The organism is Agrobacterium sp. SORGH_AS_0745 (genome assembly GCF_030818995.1).
Classification (GTDB): domain Bacteria; phylum Pseudomonadota; class Alphaproteobacteria; order Rhizobiales; family Rhizobiaceae; genus Agrobacterium; species Agrobacterium tumefaciens.
Genome location: NZ_JAUTBI010000001.1, coordinates 1,956,573 through 1,977,764, shown reverse-complemented (window position 1 = coordinate 1,977,764; position 21,192 = coordinate 1,956,573). Strand labels below are relative to the sequence as shown.

Below are 21,192 nucleotides of genomic sequence, written 5' to 3'. Positions count from 1 at the left end.
ATACGAGGTTCTTCAAATGCAGCGTTTTACCAATATGACCGTTGTTGTAGCCGGCGCCGGCCGGGATATCGGCCGGGCATGCGCCATTCGTTTTGCGCAGGAAGGTGCAAATGTCGTCCTCACCTACAATGGAGCCGCTGAAGGTGCGGCCACGGCTGTTGCCGAAATCGAAAAGCTTGGCAGTTCGGCTCTGGCGATCAAGGCAGACCTGACAAACGCAAGCGAAGTAGAGGCTGCCATTTCTGCTGCCGCAGACAAATTCGGTGAGATCCATGGCCTCGTCCATGTTGCGGGTGGGCTTATCGCCCGCAAGACAATCGCTGACATGGACGAAGCCTTCTGGCATCAGGTCCTCGACGTCAACCTGACGTCGCTGTTCCTGACAGCAAAGGCCGCACTGCCCAAAATGGCAAAGGGCGGCGCGATCGTAACCTTCTCGTCGCAGGCGGGCCGTGACGGCGGTGGGCCGGGCGCGCTCGCCTATGCCACTTCCAAGGGTGCCGTGATGACTTTTACCCGAGGACTTGCCAAGGAAGTTGGCCCGAATATTCGCGTCAACGCCGTCTGCCCCGGCATGATCTCCACCACCTTCCACGACACCTTCACCAAACCCGAAGTGCGTGAAAGGGTGGCAGGCGCCACATCGCTGAAGCGCGAAGGCTCAAGCGAAGACGTTGCCGGTCTGGTGGCGTTTCTTGCGTCCGACGATGCCGCTTATATCACCGGCGCCTGCTACGACATCAATGGCGGCGTCCTGTTCTCCTGATATCCGGTAAAAAACCATGTCCGTATCGTTACCAAGGGCGAGCCGGATTGCCGTTCTCGGCACTTCGCTCGTCCAACAGAACCATATTGGGGACGCGTCCTCGCTGGCCACATCGGCCCGCGGCTGGATGAGTTGGGCCGAGGTATTGTCGCATGGCAGGCTTTGCTGCCCTGTCCACCATGATCCATCAGCACCAACAGGCTGGGAACCGAGCAATCGACCGGGTGTCAGCCGGTTCTTTTCCGGCCTCAATTTCGGAGTATCCGGCCAGAAGGCAATCGAGATCGAACGGCGGCTACCGCGACTGCTGCAATCGGATTTCGATCTGGTCATCGTCGATGCCGGCACCAACGACATGATGGTGGAAACACGCCAGACGATTGCCGATACACGGGCGCGGATCGTTTCGGCTCTGCTCGACGCAGGCAAAACCGTCATCCTGCTCCCGATCCTCGCCCGTGGCACCGGGAAATGGCCGGCAGGCGGTGCGGAGCGGGCAAAAGCGCACTGGATCAACCGGCAGAGCATCGAATTTGCCGCAGATAATGCCAATTGCCATGTCTTCGACTGGAACTCGGCATGGGTCGATCCCGGAAGTGAATTCGGCGAGCCTCATCCCGGCTATTCCGACGACGGCACCCACTTTGCGGTGACAGGCGCTTTTGCCGTAGGAAAGCTGCTTGCCACCTATCTGGAGGCGATCGTGCCGCGAGCGCCGGCCCGTATCCTGACGACAGACGATCGTTTTGACCCGGTGAACAATCCAGCAGGCAATCTGGCATCTGATTTTTCAGCCCTGACAGTCACGGAAACAGGTGAACAAAGCCACCGTCTCGGCGGGCGGCTTGTCCATCCGGGCACAGGCTTATGGGTGGAGGCCATATGCGATGTTGATGTGCCGGCGCATTGCGACGTACTCGGAATATCGCTGCGTCTGAAAGATGCTGCAGCCGAAGGACAGGAGGCGGTAGCACTTGCGCCTTTCCGTGCCGAAGACGGCACATTTTTTCCTTTCCCCGCCACCCAATGGACAGGGGCGCTCAGAACTCCTCCCCTGAAACTCAGGCCAGGTGAAGCCCCTCCCGAAGTTTTTCTCGATGTGATCCTGCCGCCCGGTTCTCAACCGATCGAAATCGACGTCAACCGCATCGAGGTTCGACCTGTTTCAAGTCCGGTACGCCAATGAGACCATCTCAAGACAAACCACGGCTGTTGATCGCCATGCGGAACGAGCTTCCCGAAGGTTTCTTTGGTTCGCGCGAATGGGCACGTATGAATGCCGTAACCGACATCATACCGGGTTTCCCCTACACGGATTTCGACACGGAAGCGGGAGCAGAAGCGTTGGCCGAGGCGGACATTCTCCTCGCCGCCTGGGGCACGCCATCCCTGACACGCGAGCGCCTCGCCCGTGCGCCAAAGCTCAGGATGGTCGCTTATGCCGCGTCCTCGGTGCGCGCTGTTGCCCCCGCCGAATTCTGGGAAACATCCGATATTCTTATCACCACGGCGGCATCGGCCATGGCCGTGCCGGTTGCCGAGTTTACCTATGCGGCAATCATCATGTGCGGCAAGGATGTGTTTCGTCTGAGAGACGAGCATCGGGTAGAGCGCGGCACCGGCGGTTTTGGCAGCAGACGTGGCATGAGCCTGCCCTATCTCGGCAATCATTCCCGCAAAGTCGGCATCGTCGGCGCGTCACGGATTGGTCGGCTTGTCATGGAGATGCTCACGCGCGGAAAATTCGAGATCGCCGCCTACGACCCTTTTCTTTCGGTGGAAGACGCGGCCGCAATTGGTGCTACAAAAATGGAGCTCGACGAGCTTCTCGCCTGGTGCGATGTGGTCTCCCTGCACGCGCCGATCCTGCCTGAAACCCGCCACATGATTGGTGCCCGCGAACTGGCGCTGCTGGCGGATCATGCGATCTTCATCAACACGGCACGGGGCTGGCTGGTCGATCACGACGCATTGCTGGCCGAGGCACTTTCCGGGCGGCTGCGTATCCTGATCGATACACCGGAGCCGGAACCCTTGCCGACGGATAGCCCATTCTACGATTTGCCCAATGTCGTGCTTACCCCCCACATTGCCGGGGCGCTGGGAAATGAATTGCGGGCGCTTTCCGATCTCGCCATTACCGAGATCGAACGTTTCGTCGCGGGGCAAGCCGCGCTTCACCCGGTCCATAAACAGGATATGGAGCGTATGGCATGAGCGTTTTCGATTATTGTTTTTCAACGCTTGGCTGTTCCGAACTTAGCCTGCACGAAGCGGCCGATCTGGCACAGAGGCATGGCATCGGGCATGTGGAGTTGCGCATGCTCTCCGGTACGGTCGACCTCATCCCGGCACTCACTGCCGAATTTGCTACTCCTTCCAGATTTGCAGCCTTTCTGGCCGAAAGTGATCTCGAGGTTGCCGCCCTAAACACATCCATTCGGCTGTTCGGCAGCACCGATCTTTCCGCCATCGAGCCCTTTATAGACTGGGCGGAAGCAGCAAACATTTCCTATCTGCGCATCTTCGACGGTGGCAAACAGTTGGGACAGGATGAGATGACGCAGGCAGCGGGCCTGTTGGACAACTGGCAATCGCTGCGACTATCACGCGGTCTGAATGTCGACCTCATGATCGAAACACACGACGCGCTGGCTGATTTCGAGCAGCTTCTCGCCTTCATCGCGTGCGTGCCAGCATCGAAGCTCTTGTGGGACACTCACCACACCTGGGCCAAAGGCAGCGATCTCAAAATCCTTTGGCAACACATCGCACAAAATGTCGTCCATCTGCACGTCAAGGACAGCACCACGGACAGCGATGGCCGACGACGCTACGTATTGCCCGGCCATGGCGATTTCCCCATGGCGGAACTGCTTTCGCTTTTACAGTCGGATGAACGACATATCCCTCTCAGTCTGGAATGGGAACGCCACTGGCATCCCGAACTGTCCCCGCTGGACGATGCGCTAAGGGCTGCGCGCAGCTGGTGGCGACAAGGAGCTTTTTAATGCGCATAGCCGAAATTCACCTCACACCGGTCGCCATTCCCGACAGACCGCTACTGAACTGTAAAGGCGTGCATCAGCCGCATGCGTTGCGCACCGTCATCGAGGTCATATGTGACGACGGTACGGTCGGCCTTGGCGAAAGTTACGGAAGTATCAAGGCGCTGGATGGGTTGCGACGGGCGGCCCCTGCCCTGATCGGGCTCGACCCGTTTCATCTTCACGAGCTGAAATCTCGCGTCATCACCGCATTGCCCGGCAGTGGCGGCATCAATGCCAAATCGGCGGTGGCCGATCACAAGTTGACGGACGTGGTTGCCTCAGCCTTTGAAGTCCCCTGCCTCGACATTCAGGGCAAGCTTCTCGGGCGGCCGGTCTCGGATCTGCTTGGTGGCGCCATTCGTACCAGCGTTCCGTTTAGCGCCTACCTGTTTTTCAAATTCGCAGCCCATATAGGTGAAGCCCCGGATGAATGGGGAGAGGTTCTTACGCCTGATCAGATGGTTGGCGAAGCCCGCTGGATGGTCGACACATACGGTTTCCAGTCGCTGAAGCTCAAGGGTGGCGTGCTGCATCCGGATCTCGAGATCGAGACCATGCTGAAGCTTCGGGGAGCTTTTCCCAATCATCCGCTGCGGATCGACCCCAATGGCGGCTGGACTGTGGACACGGCCATCTACATCGCACGCAAGCTCGAGAATATCCTTGAATATCTCGAGGATCCGGTCATCGGTATGGATCAGATGGCACAAGTCGCAGCCGCTACGTCGATCCCGCTCGCCACGAACATGATCGTCCTCGAATTCGACCAGATCGCCGCGGCCTTCCGCAAAAATGCGGTGCAGATTGTGCTGTCAGATCACCATTATTGGGGTGGACTGCGCGCCTCGACCCATCTCGGAAAGATTTGCGAGACGTTGGGTCTTGGCGTCTCCATGCATTCCAACTCGCATCTCGGCATCACTCTGGCGGCAATGGTCCATGCTGCCGCCGCAACGCCGAACCTGAGCTTCGATTGCGACACGCATTACCCATGGACCGGTGTCGACGTGATTGAGGGCACGCCGTTCACGTTCCGTGGCGGCCGCCTCGATGTCCCCAATGGGCCGGGACTTGGCGTGACGCTCGATCGGCAAAAACTCACCGAACTTGCGGCACTTTACGAACAGACCTCGATGAAAGAACGCGATGATACAGCCTATATGAAGCTCTTCGACCCAGCCTATGAAAGACGTGTGCCACGCTGGTGACGAGAAGATGCAATGTTACACTCTCGTCAACCTCGAGGCAGCACACCTGTCCTCCTTACCTAGACCGTGACAGTCTTCGCGGTAATCGCTTTCGCAGGGGCGGCAAATCAGCTCGCTAGGCATTCTAGAGCCCGTGCACGATACCGCCCCCGCATAACGGACAACTAGCCGCTACACATTTATAACCGTGTCTATCTCAATTCACATGCGGATCTCTGTCGCGCAAAAGACGAGACGCGGCGATGACACCATCTTCCGGTGCAAGCAGATCGTGTCTTTCGGCAAAGGCCACGAACAAACCGCGGGCGGTCTCCGCTTCAATCTCGCCGCGCAACGCGGCAGCGCATGCCTTAAGCGCAATGGAATGTGCGCTATCTCGGTTTGTTGCGGGCCACTCGGAAAGATGTCGGTATGCCTCCAGCACGTTTCGAACCTCCGCTGGAAAGCCGAGACCGACAAGAATGAAAACAGGCTGTCTGAACATATCGGGTTTCATTGCTTTCTCCTTCCCATCCCGGATATTCGTGGGCGCCATCGCGACGGCGCCCCTGTTCATCCAACAATGTAAATCAAGCCGCCTTCTGTGCTTCGATCTGGCCCGGGGCATTTGTCGGCACCAGAACCGCATCGGTCTGGATGTCGATTTTCCGGGGCTTCAGGGCCTCCGGGATTTCGCGGACGAGATCGATCGAAAGGAGACCGTTTTTCAGTTCGGCGCCGCTCACTCTGACATGATCGGCGAGCTCGAACCGATGCTCGAACGGACGGGCCGCAATGCCGCGGTGCAGTTAGCCCTCCGCGGGTGTCTCCTGTCTCTTGCCTGTCACGGTCAGGAGATTGGACTGAAAAGTGATGTCGATCTCGTCCCGTGTAAAACCAGCCACCGCAATAGAAATCTGATAGCTGTCTTCGGCCGTCCTGATAATGTCATAGGGCGGCCAGTCACTGATCGAGCGGGTGCGCTGGGCGTTTTCGAGAAGATTGAAGACCCGGTCGAATCCGATGCTCGATCGGTACAACGGTGCATAGTCGTAAGATGTTGCCATAACCATATCCTCCTTGAAGCAACATGGGTACCAAAGCGCCAAAAGCGGCGCTTCCAGCACGGCCAGTCCTGTCATCAGCGACTGGCGGCTGACGATTTGGTTTTTCGTGTTTTCAAAATCAAGAGGCGAAGCGAACGAAATTTGCTTTCGCGCTTCTATTAAATGTGGCTCGTGTAAGACACGACCAAACTCTTCCAGCCACGCCAATAATTCTATGGGTTGTGAGCGGATAGGACAGCGGCGCTGTTGCCGACATGCCCATGCGCTACCCAACTTCGGATGGGGATGACTGATGTGGTCATCGAGGTAACTTGGGCCGTCACTTCGCCGTTGCCTCGCTCACGGTCAAATCGGCGCGGCGACGGCGCGGCAGCCGCCCATTCAGGACTAGGTGGGCGCCGAGACCGATCACCAGACCCCAGAATGCGCCGCCGATCCCAAGCAGCGTAATATTAGCGGCGGACGCCAGGAAGGTGATGAGCGCCGCTTCACGCGATGTCGGATCGGCCATTGCTCCGGCGAGGCTGCCGCCAATGGTGCCGAGCAGCGCCAGACCGGCGAGCGTCGTGATGAATGTCGCCGGGAAGGCCATGAAGACGGCGGCAAGCGTGACGCCGAACACCCCGACCAGCACGTAGAAGCTGCCCGCCGCAATACCCGCAATCCAGCGTTTGCGTGGGTCTTCATGCGCGTCCCTGCCGGTGGCAATTGCCGCCGTGATGGCCGCTATGTTGAAGGCATGGGAGCCGAACGGCGCCATGAGGAGGGAGCCGAGGCCCGTCACGGTGACAATAGGATTAGCACTCGTCTTGAAGCCGTCATTCCGCAACACCAGCATTCCCGGCATATATTGGCCGGTTAGCGTAATAAGGAACAGGGGCAAGGCGACGGACAGAAGCGCATTCAGCGAAAAGACCGGCATAGTGAAGACGGGTGCGGCGAACTCCAGTTTCAATCCTGAAAGATCGACCCGGTCCTGCGTCAGCAGGAAGACCATCCCAAGAGCGAGGAGGCCAACCACGGCATAGCGCGCGGAGAAGCGCTTCAACACGACATAGGCAACTATCAGCATTCCAACCAGAAACGGATCAACGTTTGCACCGCCAAATGCACCGATACCGAATGGCAGCAAAATGCCCGCAAGCAGGCCAGAGGCGATGCCCGGCGGGATCAGCCGGATCACCTTCTCGAAATAGCCCGATAGCCCAAGCCCGACGAAGGCGGCGGCCGAGATCATGTAAGCGCCCACCGCCTCCGCATAGGGCGTTGTTGCCAATGCGGTGACAAGAAACGCCGCCGCTGGCGTGGACCAAGCGGTGATTATCGGTTCGCGAAATCTCCAGCTAAGGAATAGTCCCGTCAGCCCGACGCCTATTGAAACCGACCAGACCCAAGATGCCGCCAAATCCGCGCTAAGGTTGGCAACCTTTGCGGCCTGAAAGACAAGAATGAAGGTGCCGCCATAGTTGACGATAACCGAGATCAACCCTGCCACGACGGGATGGGTTAGATCGTTGAGACGGATGGCTGATGAACTGGAGAGCATGGTCGTAACGAAACTCCTGAAGGGTTTGGGACCGCGAAGGCAATGAATTGCCTTGACAACTAGCCTTCCAATGGCCTGACGTGCCCTTCCACTTTTCCAGAGAGGCTCAGACCATTTGTTCAAGCACTCCCAACTCGAATCCGTGAAGGCATTGCTTTCCCATCCCGCAAATGCGGCGATGCCGCTTTACGCACGGATTCAGCGGGCCATCCGGCAGTTGATCATCAATGGTGCGCTTGGGCCAGGCAGACCGCTGCCAGCTTCGCGTGCGCTCGCAACATCGCTGGGGGTGTCACGCGACACGATCGAAGCGGCTTACGCGCAGCTTCACGCCGAGGGCTTCATCGATCGCCGGGTCGGTAGTGGCAGTTTTGTGGCCGAAATCACGGAGTTCACACCCGGCCATCGGGTTTCCCAGCGGGACGCGCTCGCGCGCAGCCAAGCCCCGAACCTTAGCAAGCGCGGCAACGGCATGTTCCGAGGCGGTGGGGTCCGCGAGATGCTGATCCCGCGCCCCTTTGCGCACGGTGTGCCGGAAATTCGCACCTTTCCACTGCCGCTGTGGGAGAGACTGGAACGGCAGGTACGCAAGGAGGTTGGCACGCAGGTTCTGCATCACGGCGATCCGCAGGGTACCGAACCGCTGCGCCGCGCTATCGCCGACTACGTGAACCTTGAGCGCGGAGCTCGCGCCACCGCCGACCGCATACTGGTGCTAACCAGTTCGCAGCAGGCCATGTCACTCTGCGCCAATATGCTGCTTGATCCTGGTGATAGGATATTCATCGAAGACCCGGCTTACTATGGCGCGCGCAAAGCCTTCGATGCAGCGGGATTGGAGTGCGTTCCCATCAGAGTTGATCGACAGGGCCTCGTTGTAGAAAAGATAATGGCCGAACCGCGCAAGGCCAAAGCCATCTTCCTGACGCCTTCACATCAGTTCCCCACCGGCGCGACGCTGTCGCTGGATCGTCGGCTCGCCCTGATCGAATGGGCCGCCCGACATCGGGCATGGATCATCGAAGACGACTACGACAGCGAGTTTCACTATGCCGGCAAACCGACGGCCTGCGTGCAAGGCCTAGATCCGCACGACCGCACTATCTATATCGGCACGTTCACCAAATCGCTCTTTCCGGGCTTGCGGATCGGCTATGTCGTGTTGCCGCCGCAACTGGTGAAGCCTATGACCGTGGCACGCACGCTTCTGGACGGCCACACGGCCCCCATGGCGCAACTGACACTGGCGCGGTTCATTGAAGGCGGGCACTTCGGCGCATATGTTCGCACCATGCGCGGTATATACGCCAATCGACTCGACGTACTTGCGGGGCTGGTCAAAAAGCACCTGTCAGATTTTGTCGAACCGCACGTACCGATCGGCGGGCTGCAAATGCCCTGCCTGCTGATCGCCAATATGTCCGAGCGCGCCGCCATCGATGCGGCGCGACGCGTCGGTGTCGAACTTCTCGGATTGTCGGCGTTGCACGCCTCCGGCGAAGCCAGCAGCGGTTTCCTCATGGGGTTTGCCGCCTATACGCCGACCGAGATCGAGGCTGCGGTCAAGAAGCTATCGAATGCACTCCGGGTGCTATCAAGATCATAGATAGACCGTTTTCCTCCTGAACCGAGCGGTCTGCCCAACTCGCAGCAAGTGGAGGTAAATAGTAACTGCACCCATGAGCAGTATTTGTGAAACACTGCCGTGCGAGGGTCGGCCGGCGACCCACCTATCAGGACCTTTAAGGAGATCGGCAATGGCAATATCGGCCGCACCGCACGCATTCCAGAATTCTGAAAACGAAGGCGCAAACCCATCGAACCGATCCCCTCGGAGAAGTTCATGAGTCAGGCCGTGCTCGATGCCGAGGGATCGGTGCTCACCAACAAATATGTCGAGGGCTATCTGACCGCGACGCTGACTGCCATCGTCAATGGTCATCCTCAGAGGCAGATTGGTGCACTCCTGCCGTGGAATTACCGAGGGTGATGTATACCTGAGGGCTTCTGACTGCCGTAGGCTATAGCTGGCTGTGAAGTATGGCAGCTTCGCGCGTTGGGACAGATAAATACTCATGCGCAATTTGACTTCAATCGCCATCGTCCCACCCTCAACCTGGCTCGTTGGGAAAAGCACAATGATGATAGGCTTTCGCATAGTTTTGGCGATTTCTGCAATCTTCACGGCAGGGCAGGCTATTCCGGCGGTGCCCTTCCTGAATGCCACATGTCCGGGCAATATCGATGTCCACGCCGATGCCGGTGGTCCGGTTTACTTGAATGGCTAGGAAACAAAACTCAAAGTCGTCAATGAAAACTTCTATGAAGCGACAAAAGGCGACGTAACGCTGTCCATCAGCATCAATCCTGACGGCACCCCTTCAATTTCCTATGAGAAGAAGGGCGGTGGAAATGGTATCTGCGCAGTGAGGAGTGGCTCGGCCGCCGGGGCCGTCAATAAGCCATCTGCGATGCCAATGGGCACCGGTGCAGTTATTAGGCCGGGCAACCGTCCGGCGTATTGTCAGGGCGAAGTGTCGGGATTGTACGGCGCCAAGCCCAGTTACATCAAAACCGCGAAACCCAAAAAGACCGGATCTCGACGGCCAATCCGAGCCGTCGTCCGTTGCGTGGGGCAGCCATTGGTGTCCAGTCACCCATTACGACGGTGACCGGACGATCCACGGCTGGTTCAATGCAGGCTATGTCCGCGACAGCGAGTGCCACTGATAGCTGCAGAGCCCACGTTGGCTGAACGAAAGTCAGTCAAGGACGGTTGTAGCGGTGTTATCAGGACACCGCTTTCGATTGGCACTAGAAAATTGGCTACTTCTTCAACAAGCTGACCTAAGTAGACGCCGGTTGTTTCTCACGGCCGGCGTCCGATCCGCTTCGACCGCCCTGCCATTTATTGGCTGGGGCATTTTTATGGAGTCGCTAACCCATAAGGGCGTCATCTGCGTTTCAGCTACCAAAAGGATAGTACGGCGCCAACTTCGGAGTATTGGACACTCCGTATCGTGAGCCCCCTAGTCCTTACGACCAGCTTGCCGCCTGTTTTCACGTCGCCAAGAATGCTCCTTCAGACGGGACGCATGGCGGGGGAAAAAAAGCGTGAGGATGATCTTCCTGAACAGATACGGTTTCCCCGACCAGTCGGCGACAAGCCGGATGATATCGTCGATCGCATTTTCGCTGGCGCAACGCGGCATGAACGTGACCGTCGTTGCAAGTCGCGAGATACACAATCATCCCGGCAGCGTGTTGCCGGCAACCGAGACCGTTCGGGGTGTCGAGATCAAAAGGCTCGCAAGCGGCCGCTTCGGTCGGCACAGCCTTGTGCGCCGCAGCATTGATTACCTTCTTTTTCAGGTGCTGGCATTCGTCTGGCTTCTGCGCAATGTCGGGGCAACGGATATGGTGGTTGTCTGCACCGATCCTCCACTCCTCTCCGTGACAAGCGGCATCGCGATCCGCCTCAAGGGCGCGTGCATGGTGAACTGGATCATGGATCTTTTTCCGGAGACCGCGATAGAGCTCGGTTTTTTCAGGAAGCGCGCAAGATGGCTTGCGGCATGGCTGACGCTCGCGCGCAACTGGTCGCTGCGGTCGCCCGCAATGGTGGTTTGCCCAACCGACAAGATGGCGGAATTCCTTTTCAAACAAGGCCTGACAGAGGATCGCATCAGCGTCCTGCATCACTGGTCGGATGGCGAGGAAATCTATCCCGTCTCCCCCAGGGACAACAGCCTGCGCAAGGCGTGGGGACTGCAGGATAAGTTCGTCGTCGGTTATTCGGGAAACTTCGGGCGGGCGCATGAGTTCGGCACCATGCTGGCAGCGGCGAAACGTCTCGAGCACCGGCCGGATATCCGCTTCCTGCTCATTGGTGGTGGACACCAGCATGCGGGCGTCATGGCCGCCGTTCAGGGTCTCGGTCTTCAGAACATCATCTTCAAACCGCTGCAACCGGTTGAGAACCTTGCCGAAAGCCTGAGCGTTGCTGACGTGCATCTGGTCTCGCTGCTGCCGGAACTGGAGCATTGCATCATTCCAAGCAAATTTTATGGCATTCTGGCAGCCGGCCGGCCGACGATCTTCGTCGGCGATCCCGATGGGGAGGTGCCGCGCGTTCTCAAAGCCAAGGGATGCGGCAGCAGCGTCGAAATCAGCGAGACCGATAAGCTCGCCGCCATCATCGAAAACCTCTGTGACGACCCGGAGACCCTGAAAGCGATGGGGGATGCGGCAAGGCGGCTGCTTTGTGCCGAATATTCCCGAGAGAAGGCGGCGGACGCATGGGCGGCGCTGATTGCCGGGTTGCAGACTGTCGAGCCTTACAGCCCCCCTATCGCTCAAGGTATCGCGCCATGAAAGACAAAGTCGTCGTCAGCCAACTCGGCGCCCGCATGCATTATGCCGTGCCAAGAATATTCGCATCCGCTGGCCGCCTTGCACATTTTTACACGGATATATGCGCGACGAAAGGCTGGCCCCGCATCGTCAATTCGCTGCCGGCCACCCTTTATCCCGCCCCTGTCAAACGCCTGGCCGGCCGGCTGCCCAAAGGCGTGCCGTCAGCGCTGACGACGGTGTTTTCCAGCTTTGGCCTCCGTTCCGTGCTGCGCCACATGCGCACGAAGGATGTTGTCGAGGAAACCTCGCATGCGATCTGGGCCGGGTCGATTTTTTCCGAAATGGTCGCCCGGCGCGGCTTCCATGGGGCCGCCGGGCTTTACGCCTTCAGCGGCGACGCACTCGAACAGATGCAGGCCGCAAAGCAGCAGGGGCTGTGGACCGCAGTCGAGCAGATGATCGCGCCGCGCGATGTCGTCGAAATGCTTCTCAATCAGGAAATGAAGCGGTTTCCCGCATGGGCAGGTCCCGTGCAGGACAACCCGCATGCGCGTCTCTTCGCCGACCGGGAAAAAGCCGAGTGGCGCCTTGCCGATGTCATCGTCTGCCCGTCGGAATTCGTCCGCAAGAACGTCGTCGCCTGCGGTGGGCCGGAAGACCGGTGTGTCGTCGTTCCCTATGGGGTCAATGCGGCGGCTGCCATCGACAGACCGGCACGCATGCCGGGGCCGATCAGGGTTTTGACCGTGGGCGAAGTCGGGCTGCGCAAGGGCTCGCCCTATGTCGTGGAAGCCGCCCGACTAATGGAAGGTTCAGCCCGTTTCCGCATGGCGGGCCGCGTTCGCTTAGGCGAAGACGTCAAGCAGCAGATTTCGCAATGGGTCGAGCTGCGGGGGATCGTGCCGCGCTCGCAGATCGCCGAGGAATTTCGGTGGGCGGATGTCTTCCTGCTGCCGTCGCTCTGCGAGGGTTCCGCGACCGCCGTCTATGAAGCGCTGGCAGCGGGCCTGCCCGTCATAACGACCGAAAACACCGGCAGCGTCGTTCGCGATGGCGTCGAAGGTTTCATCGTTCCCGTCTGCGATCCCGAGGCTATAGCGACTGCGGTGCGCGCGCTCGCCGACAATCCCGAACTGCGGCAGAGCATGTCCGCCAACGCCCTGTCGCGCGCGGCCGAACATACCGTGGAATCCTATGGCAAGCGGCTTCTTGCGGCCCTGTCCGGCCCGCATCTGTCGCGCTCGCCAACTCTTTGCATGACGGACGATGCGCGGTACCTGGGGAACTACGAGATATGAAGATCATCCACGTCATCGCTTCGATTGATCCCAAACATGGCGGCTTGCAGGCCGTTGCCATGCGCCTTGCCGCCGCACAGACCGAACTGGGTCTGGATGTGAATATCGTCAGCTATGGCGACGCCGCCATCGAGGCGCAGGTCAAGGAAATCGGCAGCAGCATACCGCATTTCGAGAATATCCGCTGGCATCTCCTGCCGCCCCCCGGCAGGCTGGAGACGCTGTTCTGCTTTAAAGGTCGGCGGGTGCTGAACGACGTGCTGAAAGATGCATCCTTCATGCATATTCACGGGGTATGGGAGCCTTTTTTGCTCTACGCTTCCAAGCTTGCCCGCGCCGCTGGCGTGCCTTACTGCGTTTGCCCGGCCGGCATGCTGGATCACTGGAGCCTTGGGCAGCGATCGTGGAAAAAGAAGATCGCCCTCATGCTCTGCTATCGCAAGATGCTGAACGAGGCCGCCTTCCTGCATCTTTTGAACGTCGATGAGGTGGCAGCCGTCGAGACGCTGAATTTTCAGGCGCGAAATCTGATCATACCGAACGGGGTTTTTGCCGAGGAATTCGATCCCCTCCCAGCCCGAGGAAATTTCAAGCACAAAATCGCTCTGGCGCACGGCCGGCGTTACATTCTATTCCTGTCACGCCTGCACATCAAAAAGGGTATCGACATCCTTGCCTCGGCCTTTTCGGCTATATGTGACACCTACGTCGACGTTGATCTCGTCGTCGCAGGCCCGCCTGGTGGAGCAGAGGGCCACTTTATGCACCTGGTGAAAAAACTTAACATCCGGCACCGCGTCTTTATGGTCGGAGCGATCTACGGCGAAGCGAAGCTCGAAGCCATGGTCGATGCCGACTGTTTCTGCCTGCCAAGCCGACAGGAGGGTTTCAGCATGGCGATCACCGAAGCGCTTGCCTGCGGCACGCCCGTGGTGATCACCGACCAGTGTCATTTTCCCGAAGTTGGTGTCGTTGATGCCGGGCTGATCGTCTCGGTGGACGCGGCCGAGGTTGCCAAGGCACTGGCAAACATTTTGAGCAATCCGGCCAGGGCGAGGACGATGGGCGAAAACGGTCGCCGGCTTGTGCTGGAGCGATTCACTTGGCCCGCCATCGCCAATGCGACGCTCGAGGGTTATCGGCTGAGTGCGCAGGAAGCCGCCGCTTCCTGACGACGGGAGCCGACGGGCCTCGCCGGATTGCCGACATAGATCGTCCACGGCTCCAGAGACTTGGCCGTGACGGCGCGTGCCCCGAGCACTGCCCCCCGGCCGATGACGACACCGGGACCGACGAAGGCTTCCGCAGCCACCCATGCATCTTCCTCGATCACCACCGGCCGCGTTACGAGGGGAAACGCGCTGTCCTGAACGTCATGCGACCCGGTGCACAGATGCGCGCGCTGCGAGACGGAGGCATATGGGCCGATGGTGATGGTGTCGACATTGTAGCAGATCACGCCGGGTCCGAGAGATGCATGACGCTCCATGACGAGGTGGCCGGGCCACCACACGATTGCCTTGGAATGCACCATTGCGGTGTCATGCAGGCGCGCGCCGAAACTGCGCAGCAGAAAATTGCGCCAGCGGCGCATCGGCGGCGGCGTCCAGCCGGCAAGAAGCCGCCAGACGATCATCCAGATCAACCGTTTCAGCCGGAAATGCAGTGCAAAGGTCGGACCTCCGAAACGCGGCAGGGGTGTCGTTGCATGCTGAAAGCCAGGATCGTCGTATCGTGAGCGCATCGCCTACCCTCCCACTTGAGACTTCAAAGATGGTATCTCGTATCGCCGCTGCTGCACGCGCGCGGGTATGACCGCAAATGCCAGCGCCGGTGCTGCAAACATCAGCATATGCACCCAGACCATGAGAACCCAGTCGGTCTGGTGCGATATGGCGTGCATAGACGGTATGATCGACAGCAGATAGGTGAATTGCGCCGAAAACTCGCCCGTATTCGCGGTCACCCAGATCCGGCGCACCAGATAGGCGAGCAGGAAAAATTTGAACGCTCCCAGATACCAGAAGGACCCGAACGCATCCGCCATTCCGGTCTCCGTCGTGCCGAGGACGGGATTGTAGTCGCGCGATTGCACCGGCACCGGCAGCATAAAGGATTGCTTGACCTCCACGCCGACGAGTTGTGCGGGCACGAAGTTGAACACCAGCCGGTTCCAATGGAACTTGCCATAGTCGAATTGCAGTGTGTTTGCGGTGTTGTCGATCCGCATGATCGCATTGCGCATCTCGTCGCCGCCGTCGCGGAACACTTTTTCAAGATTGCCGATGAAATCGATCTTCTTGATATCATCCCAGACGGGTGCATCGTTGGCCTTGGTAATGGCGCGGTAATCGCCCATGCTGTTCATCGACAATGTGCCGAGGAAAAGGGCAAGGATGACGAAGATGCGCGGTATCGCCCACTCCTTGTAAAACCACCATGCCAGCGCAAACATCATGATGAGTTCCACCGCTTCGGCGCGCTTTCCGGTGATCACGATGCGATCCAGGTAAAAGACGAGGTCGAACGCAAGCACGATGAGCGCCAGCCAGGAAAACCGCCGCGCAAGGCAAAGCACGGCAATGGCCAGCCCATAGCTCAACAGCCGTGAGAAGAAGATGTACATGACCGGAACACCGGTCATCTGCACCGCAATGGTCAACTCTCCCGGCAGACGGCTAAGCTTGAAATAGAAATAGGCACCGGCAAGCGACAGAACGGCCGCGACGATCAGCAGACGTGTTTCATCGAAATCGATACGGAAGAATGCAAAGGGTGTTGCCGTTCTTTTCCATCCCCACCAGCACATGAAAAGGCACAGCATCATGAACACTGCGGCTCGGGTGAACGCGCCTTCCGGCAGGAAGTTTTCAGACGAGAGGCCAGGAACCTGCGGCAAGATAAAGCTGAACGTGATGACGCCGGTCAGAAACGGGAACTCGTAAATTCGCTCCCGGCGCATCATTCCCCAGAAGAGGAGCAGGACGACACCAGCGAAGAGGCAAAAGACCAGAAGCGTGTTCATGATGAAGCAAGCCCCGCCTGAACCGGCGGCATATCCCGCACGAAACTGCTTCTGATGTCGTAAAACAGCGCCTTGGCGTACTCCTTGAACACCTGCACCCCGTCAGCGTCGAAGGCAACTCGCCACAGCGACACGGTTCTTTGCGCCGGAAGGGAAATCCACTGGATTTGCGGCATGACAAACCGGAAGCGCTTGACCGCACGCCGTGAGTGAAACCAGCTGGTGACCAGAATGGCGCGTTTTGCTCCCATTTCCGTCAGTATCGGCTGTGCGAATGTCGCGTTTTCCCAGGTGCTGAGCGAAAGACATTCCGTCGAGATGGCAGCGACATCCACTCCTGACCGCACCAGCATGTCGCGGATGAAGTCGCAGTCCCCGTAGCCGGTCACCAGAACCAGCGGCGCCTTTCCCTCGTGCCATAGTTTTGCGGCCTGAAGAGCGCGAGGCGGACCGTCACCGCCGAGCACGACGATGACATCGGCTTGCGCCGGCGGATCTTCCACGACGAGAAGCGATCCCGCTGAAACGAGCGCGAGTGCGTAAAGCCCGATTGCACCCAAGATGATGACACCGAGGACAATCGACTTCCGTTTCAACAGCCAGCTGGTTTTCACGCCGCGATAAACGCGCGAACGCCGGGGCCGTCCATTCGCAAAGGGCTTGGGGGGAATGCGCGGTCCGGGCCACGGCGGCTTCATGATGCAATCACTCTTCGTTCGGCGATTGTATTGCTCTTGGCTCCGACACTGCGTTGGCAACCACAGGCAGGCGAACGACCTCGCGATAGAGATCGAAATTGCCCCTGTGAAGCAGCGTTTTCGAGACATAACCCGTTGCGGCAAGGACGAAGGCGGTGTGGAGGGCAATCGGCACGAGAAGGCCGGCGGCCATCACCTCCGCCGGGATACCCGCTTTTATCCCGGCAAAACCAATGCCTCCGCACAGGAAGGAAATGACGATTAGCGTGTTGGTTGCCGCAGCCGGCGTGAAACCATAGTCCAGCAGCAGATGATGGAAGTGCCAGCGATCCGCCGACATGGGACTGCGACCGTGCATGATGCGCCGGACAATCAAGCTAAGCGTATCGGTGATCGGCAGGATGACGATCCACAGCAGTGCCGGAAAGGATACCGAAACGCTTGTGGTTGCAAGCAGGACGATGACATAGGCAATCGTCGCGCCGAGCGCGGTGCTGCCGGCATCGCCGAGGAAGATGCTCGCCCGTGCCCGCCATGGACCGCGCATGTTGAAGACCAGAAAGGCGCAGAGGCATACCGAAAGCGCCTCAAGCGGCGGGATGATATCACCGACATTCGCGAAGACCGCCACGATCATCAACCAGATCAACGCAACGCCAGCCGTGCCGCCGGCAAGCCCGTCCACGCCATCGAGCATGTTCCAGGAATTTACGAGCCCGGTCACGAAGAGAACGCCGATGAAGAAAAACAGCGGCAGGAACAACTCCGAATGCGACGTGAACAGCACACCCACCGAAAGAGAGCCGATATCGGCGCCGCCCACCAGCGCAATCGCCATGGCCAGCTGCATGACAAGGCGTCCCGCTGCGGGCAACGGCCGGCGGTCATCAACGACGCCCATCAGCAGGATCACCGCCAGCCCAAGCCAGAAGTTGATGCCGAGCACCCCGCTCCACCCGCCAACGAAGGCGGAAACGGCAAAAGCCGCAAAGATTGAAATGCCGCCGCAGAGCGGAACCGCGCCGGTGTGGCGCTTGCGGATTGAATCGGGACGATCCACCAGCTGGAACGCTATGGTCAGGCGCCTGAGAACGACAATGAAGGATACGCACAGAACGAAAGTGGCGATGGTGTTGAAAAGTATCCCCGACATGTCTGACCCCTAGCAGTGACCCTGGCGGCGCATTTGCAGCGATACTCGCCTCCCGACGATCCTAAAAAACAGCGGCCATGAGGGGTATGCGGGCAAAAGGCATGTGAAATCCACCAAAGGGAGAGGGTGTCGGTATTCACGTCTACCCCGCTTACTCCCGAACCGGATCGACCATCGAAAGAGCTAGGGCCGGGACCTTGACGGCGGGCGGCGACGCATGAACGACGCTTGTCCCGAGTCATGTCTCAGCAGCAATCATTCCTGTGCGGAGAGAACGGCGATCCAATCCTGAAAGCTTGAAGCATTCGCCGATGCCGGTACGGTCAGGTTGCGAAGGCCGCCGCGGCCGAGATGCTCGACCGGCTCGAGGTAAAGTCCATTCGAGGGATCGTACCAGCGAAGGGTTTTTTCACCGGCCGCCAGACGGTCGAGATCGATTGTAACCGAAGGCGTGTCGAGATAGATCAACGCGAAAGCGCCATCCTTGTCACGCGCCGCGAATGCCCCCGCATCGGTTTTCAGCATGGACCCCAGATCGGGCACGAGTTTCCACCATTCCAGTTGCCTGAAAAGCGCGGCCAGATGTGTGATGCTTTGAGCGCCCCGGCTGTTCAGCGAAGCCTGCCAGCTGTCCTTCGCCTCATAAAGCCCGGCGGCGGAAAAATGCCAGACCGGATTGTTGCCGAAAAACTGACCGCTCGCGCCCGAAAGCAGCGCGCCATAGGCATTGAGACGCACCTGACGCTCCTTGACATCGTGCTCGCCCTCATAGACGCCTTCGATGAGGAAAAACGGCCGTTGCGGTCCGGATCGATATCGATCCAGCACCGTCGCTGCGACATTGCCGTAAGTATAAACCGTATCGATAGCGAGCCAGGATGCATCCCGCCAGAAATCGTTCGTCAAGGTATCGGGATTGCCATGCACGGTCTGCAATGCCCTGGGATCGGTGTCCGCGATCCCCATTGCGACCGCCGTGACCAAATTACGATTGGGCGGATCGTAATCGCCGCCCTGCACCCAGACGATGTTCGGGTATTTCGCAAAACGTTGTCCGACATAACGTCCATAGGCCCGCAGCTTCTCCGGCCCGGCCGGCCGCAACCATGTCCTGATACCATCCTTCGGGACCACCGCGTGCGCCACTATAGGCGGGGCAGAGAAGCACCAGCAGATTGCGACTGGCGGCGGCCTTGATGATTGCTTCCGCCCTGTCGAAATAGGCATCGTTCGGCCGACCAAAGGCATCGCCGGCAAAAGGTTTCTCGTCGTAGAAGTTTGCCGGCGCCTTGCGGGAGAATTGATGCTCGATCAACGATACCAGCACGGCGTTGAAGCCCTGCCGTTTTCGGGTTTCCAGATAAAATTCTGCATCTGGGAGAGAGGCATCGCCAATCAGCGACCACGCACTGTCCCCGACGATCAGGAATGGCAGACCCTTGCTGTCCTCGAGGTGGCGACTGTCCTGCGATATCCGCAGCGGAAAGGCGGTATCCTGTGCGATACAGGTCGAAAACATGCATAACAAGAGAAGGAAGATGCCGGACAGATAGCCAGGTCGCCCGCCCTTGCCGATCATCGCTTCAGAGCCGTTCACGAACGACGCGAAGCCAGTTTTTCAATGGCAATGGCAAATAGGTTCGAAAGCCCGGCCTCAGCCCGGCGGGAATGGACCAGTCCTCCATCCTCAGCACCGCTGACAGGCCCGGACGGTTGTTGAGCGTCGCGGCGATGACCTCATAATAGCGCGCGGCCATCCGTTCGATGCTGAAGCGGTTCAGCACCATATCCTTTCCTGCAATCGACATCCGCTCGAGAAGATCGCGGTCGGCATGCAGGCGTTGGATGGCGTTGGCCGCTGCGGTATAATTGCCAATCGGAAACAGGAAGCCGTTTCGGCCAGTCTCGACAATCGTGTCCGTCACGCCGCGAATATGAGACACGACAGGGACGCAACCGCCGGCCATGGCCTCGATCATCGTCATGCCAAGCCCCTCGAAGCGGGACGGCATGATGAGAACATCGTGACTGGCCATGATGACCGGTATGTCGGAAAGCTGCACGGAGCCTGTGTAACTGACGCGACCGGCGTGGCCGGCCAGTCGGCGCTTCAGTTTTTCCATGTCCGGCCCATCGCCGACGACCGTCAGGCGCACCGCCTCGGGCGAGGCGTCCAGTATTTCCCGCAGCCACATCACGCCTTTCGATGCATCTTCAATCCGCCCGACGAAAAGAACCTTGAGCTCCGGCCCCCGGTTGACGCGCCGGACCGCCTGGCTGCGAAACGCATCGCTATCCACCGCATTCGGGATTGCGTAGGTGCGATCCTTGGAAAAGCCGTTGCGCGCAACCAGATCGGACCGACACCGCTCCGATACGCCAATCGTCAAATGGGCGTAGTCCCGCACCGAGCGGGCAGCGGCATATGTTCCGGGCGAGATATTATGGACGACGAGAATACGCAGGATGTCTTCCGGCAGGTAGCGGGCAATATTGGTCTGCAACTGATCGCCGAGAACGTTGACGATCACACCGTCGAAGCCGCCGTCGGCGATGGCGGCCGCCATTTGCACTGCGCATTCGCGGTCGCTGAGATTGACCGGCATGCGCAGGATTTGACCGAATTCCTTTTCGCCCTGCAGATCGAGAGGCAGCCCGTATGTTTCCTTGCACACGCCCAGCCATCGCACGTCGATGCCATAGACGGCGAGGCCCTTGCGCAGATGTTTGAAGACGGAATAGGTGCCGCCGATGTGGGGAAGGACAAAATAGGCAAGCTTCATGAGACACTCTCGCTCTTGCACCCACAACCACACCGCAACTGATAGACGGCGGATGGTTCGAGTGGCGGCTAACGCGACATACTAAAATGCCAGGGGACGACGGGCAGTTGCATCTTAGGCTTAGCTGTATCTTCCTTTGAAAGGTTTGCCTCAGTCAGCCTAGTCGTTTGGCGTAAGTCGCACCCCTAAGGTCGGTGTGGGGTCGTGCCCGCTTAGCGGATATCAATGCCATATCGAGCGTGTCGGCGCCGTGCGGCGATTGG

The 21,192-nt window shown here is 59.0% G+C and carries 19 protein-coding genes and 3 pseudogenes; 12 read left to right on the top strand and 10 right to left on the bottom strand.

Annotated elements, in window-relative coordinates:
* Positions 1–16: 16 nt before the first annotated feature.
* From QE432_RS08965 to QE432_RS08945, 5 genes are read left to right on the top strand one after another with little or no spacing between them, the layout of a single operon-like run.
* Positions 17–766, top strand: coding sequence for an SDR family NAD(P)-dependent oxidoreductase (locus QE432_RS08965; RefSeq protein ID WP_065660135.1), 750 nt, complete (start codon positions 17–19; stop codon positions 764–766).
* Positions 767–782: 16 nt separating this feature from the next.
* A complete protein-coding gene (locus tag QE432_RS08960; protein WP_306623824.1) occupies positions 783–1,952 on the top strand; it encodes an SGNH/GDSL hydrolase family protein in 1,170 nt (389 codons plus the stop codon).
* On the top strand, positions 1,949–2,983 hold the full coding sequence (locus tag QE432_RS08955) for a hydroxyacid dehydrogenase (RefSeq protein WP_025596067.1): 1,035 nt from the start codon (positions 1,949–1,951) through the stop codon (positions 2,981–2,983). The genes QE432_RS08960 and QE432_RS08955 overlap by 4 nt, the downstream gene beginning before the upstream one ends.
* A complete protein-coding gene (locus QE432_RS08950; RefSeq protein ID WP_025596066.1) occupies positions 2,980–3,777 on the top strand; it encodes a sugar phosphate isomerase/epimerase family protein in 798 nt (265 codons plus the stop codon). The genes QE432_RS08955 and QE432_RS08950 overlap by 4 nt, the downstream gene beginning before the upstream one ends.
* The gene (locus tag QE432_RS08945; RefSeq protein ID WP_025596065.1) at positions 3,777–5,024 is read left to right on the top strand and encodes a glucarate dehydratase family protein; all 1,248 of its coding nucleotides are present in this window, start codon (positions 3,777–3,779) and stop codon (positions 5,022–5,024) included. The genes QE432_RS08950 and QE432_RS08945 overlap by 1 nt, the downstream gene beginning before the upstream one ends.
* Positions 5,025–5,220: 196 nt before the next feature.
* Here the strand turns inward: QE432_RS08945 and QE432_RS08940 are convergent, their stop codons facing one another.
* The 3 genes and pseudogenes from QE432_RS08940 to QE432_RS08930 form a co-directional block, all read right to left on the bottom strand.
* Complete coding sequence (locus QE432_RS08940) at positions 5,221–5,520, bottom strand: DUF982 domain-containing protein (protein ID WP_019566350.1); 300 nt, start codon at positions 5,518–5,520, stop codon at positions 5,221–5,223.
* A 73-nt stretch (positions 5,521–5,593) separates the two neighbouring features.
* Positions 5,594–6,070: pseudogene (locus QE432_RS08935) on the bottom strand (Hsp20 family protein).
* Positions 6,071–6,389: 319 nt separating this feature from the next.
* Entirely contained in the window at positions 6,390–7,616 is a 1,227-nt protein-coding gene (locus QE432_RS08930) for a benzoate/H(+) symporter BenE family transporter (RefSeq protein WP_306623821.1), read from the bottom strand.
* 115 nt (positions 7,617–7,731) lie between these two features.
* Here QE432_RS08930 and pdxR point away from each other — a divergent pair, with 115 nt between their 5' ends.
* From pdxR to QE432_RS08900, 7 genes and pseudogenes are all read left to right on the top strand, one after another.
* Positions 7,732–9,222: a MocR-like pyridoxine biosynthesis transcription factor PdxR gene (pdxR, locus tag QE432_RS08925; protein ID WP_025596062.1), complete on the top strand. Its 1,491-nt coding sequence runs from the start codon at positions 7,732–7,734 to the stop codon at positions 9,220–9,222.
* A 195-nt stretch (positions 9,223–9,417) separates the two neighbouring features.
* A pseudogene (locus QE432_RS08920) lies at positions 9,418–9,522 on the top strand (hypothetical protein); the annotation flags it as partial.
* Positions 9,520–9,606: pseudogene (locus QE432_RS26700) on the top strand (transposase domain-containing protein); the annotation flags it as partial. The pseudogenes QE432_RS08920 and QE432_RS26700, both read left to right, overlap by 3 nt.
* A gap of 148 nt (positions 9,607–9,754) precedes the next feature.
* Complete coding sequence (locus QE432_RS08915; protein ID WP_210248665.1) at positions 9,755–9,904, top strand: hypothetical protein; 150 nt, start codon at positions 9,755–9,757, stop codon at positions 9,902–9,904.
* 832 nt (positions 9,905–10,736) lie between these two features.
* The gene (locus QE432_RS08910) at positions 10,737–11,990 is read left to right on the top strand and encodes a glycosyltransferase family 4 protein (protein WP_306623955.1); all 1,254 of its coding nucleotides are present in this window, start codon (positions 10,737–10,739) and stop codon (positions 11,988–11,990) included.
* A complete protein-coding gene (locus QE432_RS08905) occupies positions 11,987–13,270 on the top strand; it encodes a glycosyltransferase family 4 protein (RefSeq protein ID WP_149916331.1) in 1,284 nt (427 codons plus the stop codon). Before QE432_RS08910 ends, QE432_RS08905 begins: the two co-directional genes overlap by 4 nt.
* Positions 13,267–14,442 carry a glycosyltransferase gene (locus tag QE432_RS08900; protein ID WP_025596058.1) on the top strand — a complete coding sequence of 392 codons (1,176 nt, stop codon included), beginning with the start codon at positions 13,267–13,269 and terminating at the stop codon, positions 14,440–14,442. Before QE432_RS08905 ends, QE432_RS08900 begins: the two co-directional genes overlap by 4 nt.
* On the opposite strand, the gene QE432_RS08895 is transcribed toward QE432_RS08900, so the two are convergent.
* The 7 genes from QE432_RS08895 to QE432_RS08865 all read right to left on the bottom strand — a co-directional run bounded on the left by QE432_RS08895 (position 14,406) and on the right by QE432_RS08865 (position 20,929).
* Positions 14,406–15,014, bottom strand: coding sequence for an acetyltransferase (locus QE432_RS08895; protein ID WP_025596057.1), 609 nt, complete (start codon positions 15,012–15,014; stop codon positions 14,406–14,408). The genes QE432_RS08900 and QE432_RS08895 overlap by 37 nt on opposite strands.
* A 3-nt stretch (positions 15,015–15,017) precedes the next feature.
* Positions 15,018–16,295, bottom strand: a complete 1,278-nt coding sequence (locus tag QE432_RS08890; protein WP_025596056.1) for a hypothetical protein — start codon at positions 16,293–16,295, stop codon at positions 15,018–15,020.
* Entirely contained in the window at positions 16,292–16,993 is a 702-nt protein-coding gene (locus QE432_RS08885; RefSeq protein ID WP_035202464.1) for a YdcF family protein, read from the bottom strand. The genes QE432_RS08890 and QE432_RS08885 overlap by 4 nt, the downstream gene beginning before the upstream one ends.
* A gap of 7 nt (positions 16,994–17,000) precedes the next feature.
* On the bottom strand, positions 17,001–18,146 hold the full coding sequence (locus tag QE432_RS08880) for an MraY family glycosyltransferase (RefSeq protein WP_025596054.1): 1,146 nt from the start codon (positions 18,144–18,146) through the stop codon (positions 17,001–17,003).
* A gap of 255 nt (positions 18,147–18,401) precedes the next feature.
* Complete coding sequence (locus QE432_RS08875; protein ID WP_306623953.1) at positions 18,402–19,250, bottom strand: apiosidase-like domain-containing protein; 849 nt, start codon at positions 19,248–19,250, stop codon at positions 18,402–18,404.
* Positions 19,132–19,743, bottom strand: a complete 612-nt coding sequence (locus QE432_RS08870) for an apiosidase-like domain-containing protein (RefSeq protein ID WP_306623816.1) — start codon at positions 19,741–19,743, stop codon at positions 19,132–19,134. Before QE432_RS08870 ends, QE432_RS08875 begins: the two co-directional genes overlap by 119 nt.
* Complete coding sequence (locus QE432_RS08865) at positions 19,730–20,929, bottom strand: glycosyltransferase family 4 protein (RefSeq protein ID WP_025596052.1); 1,200 nt, start codon at positions 20,927–20,929, stop codon at positions 19,730–19,732. Before QE432_RS08865 ends, QE432_RS08870 begins: the two co-directional genes overlap by 14 nt.
* Positions 20,930–21,192: the final 263 nt, after the last annotated feature.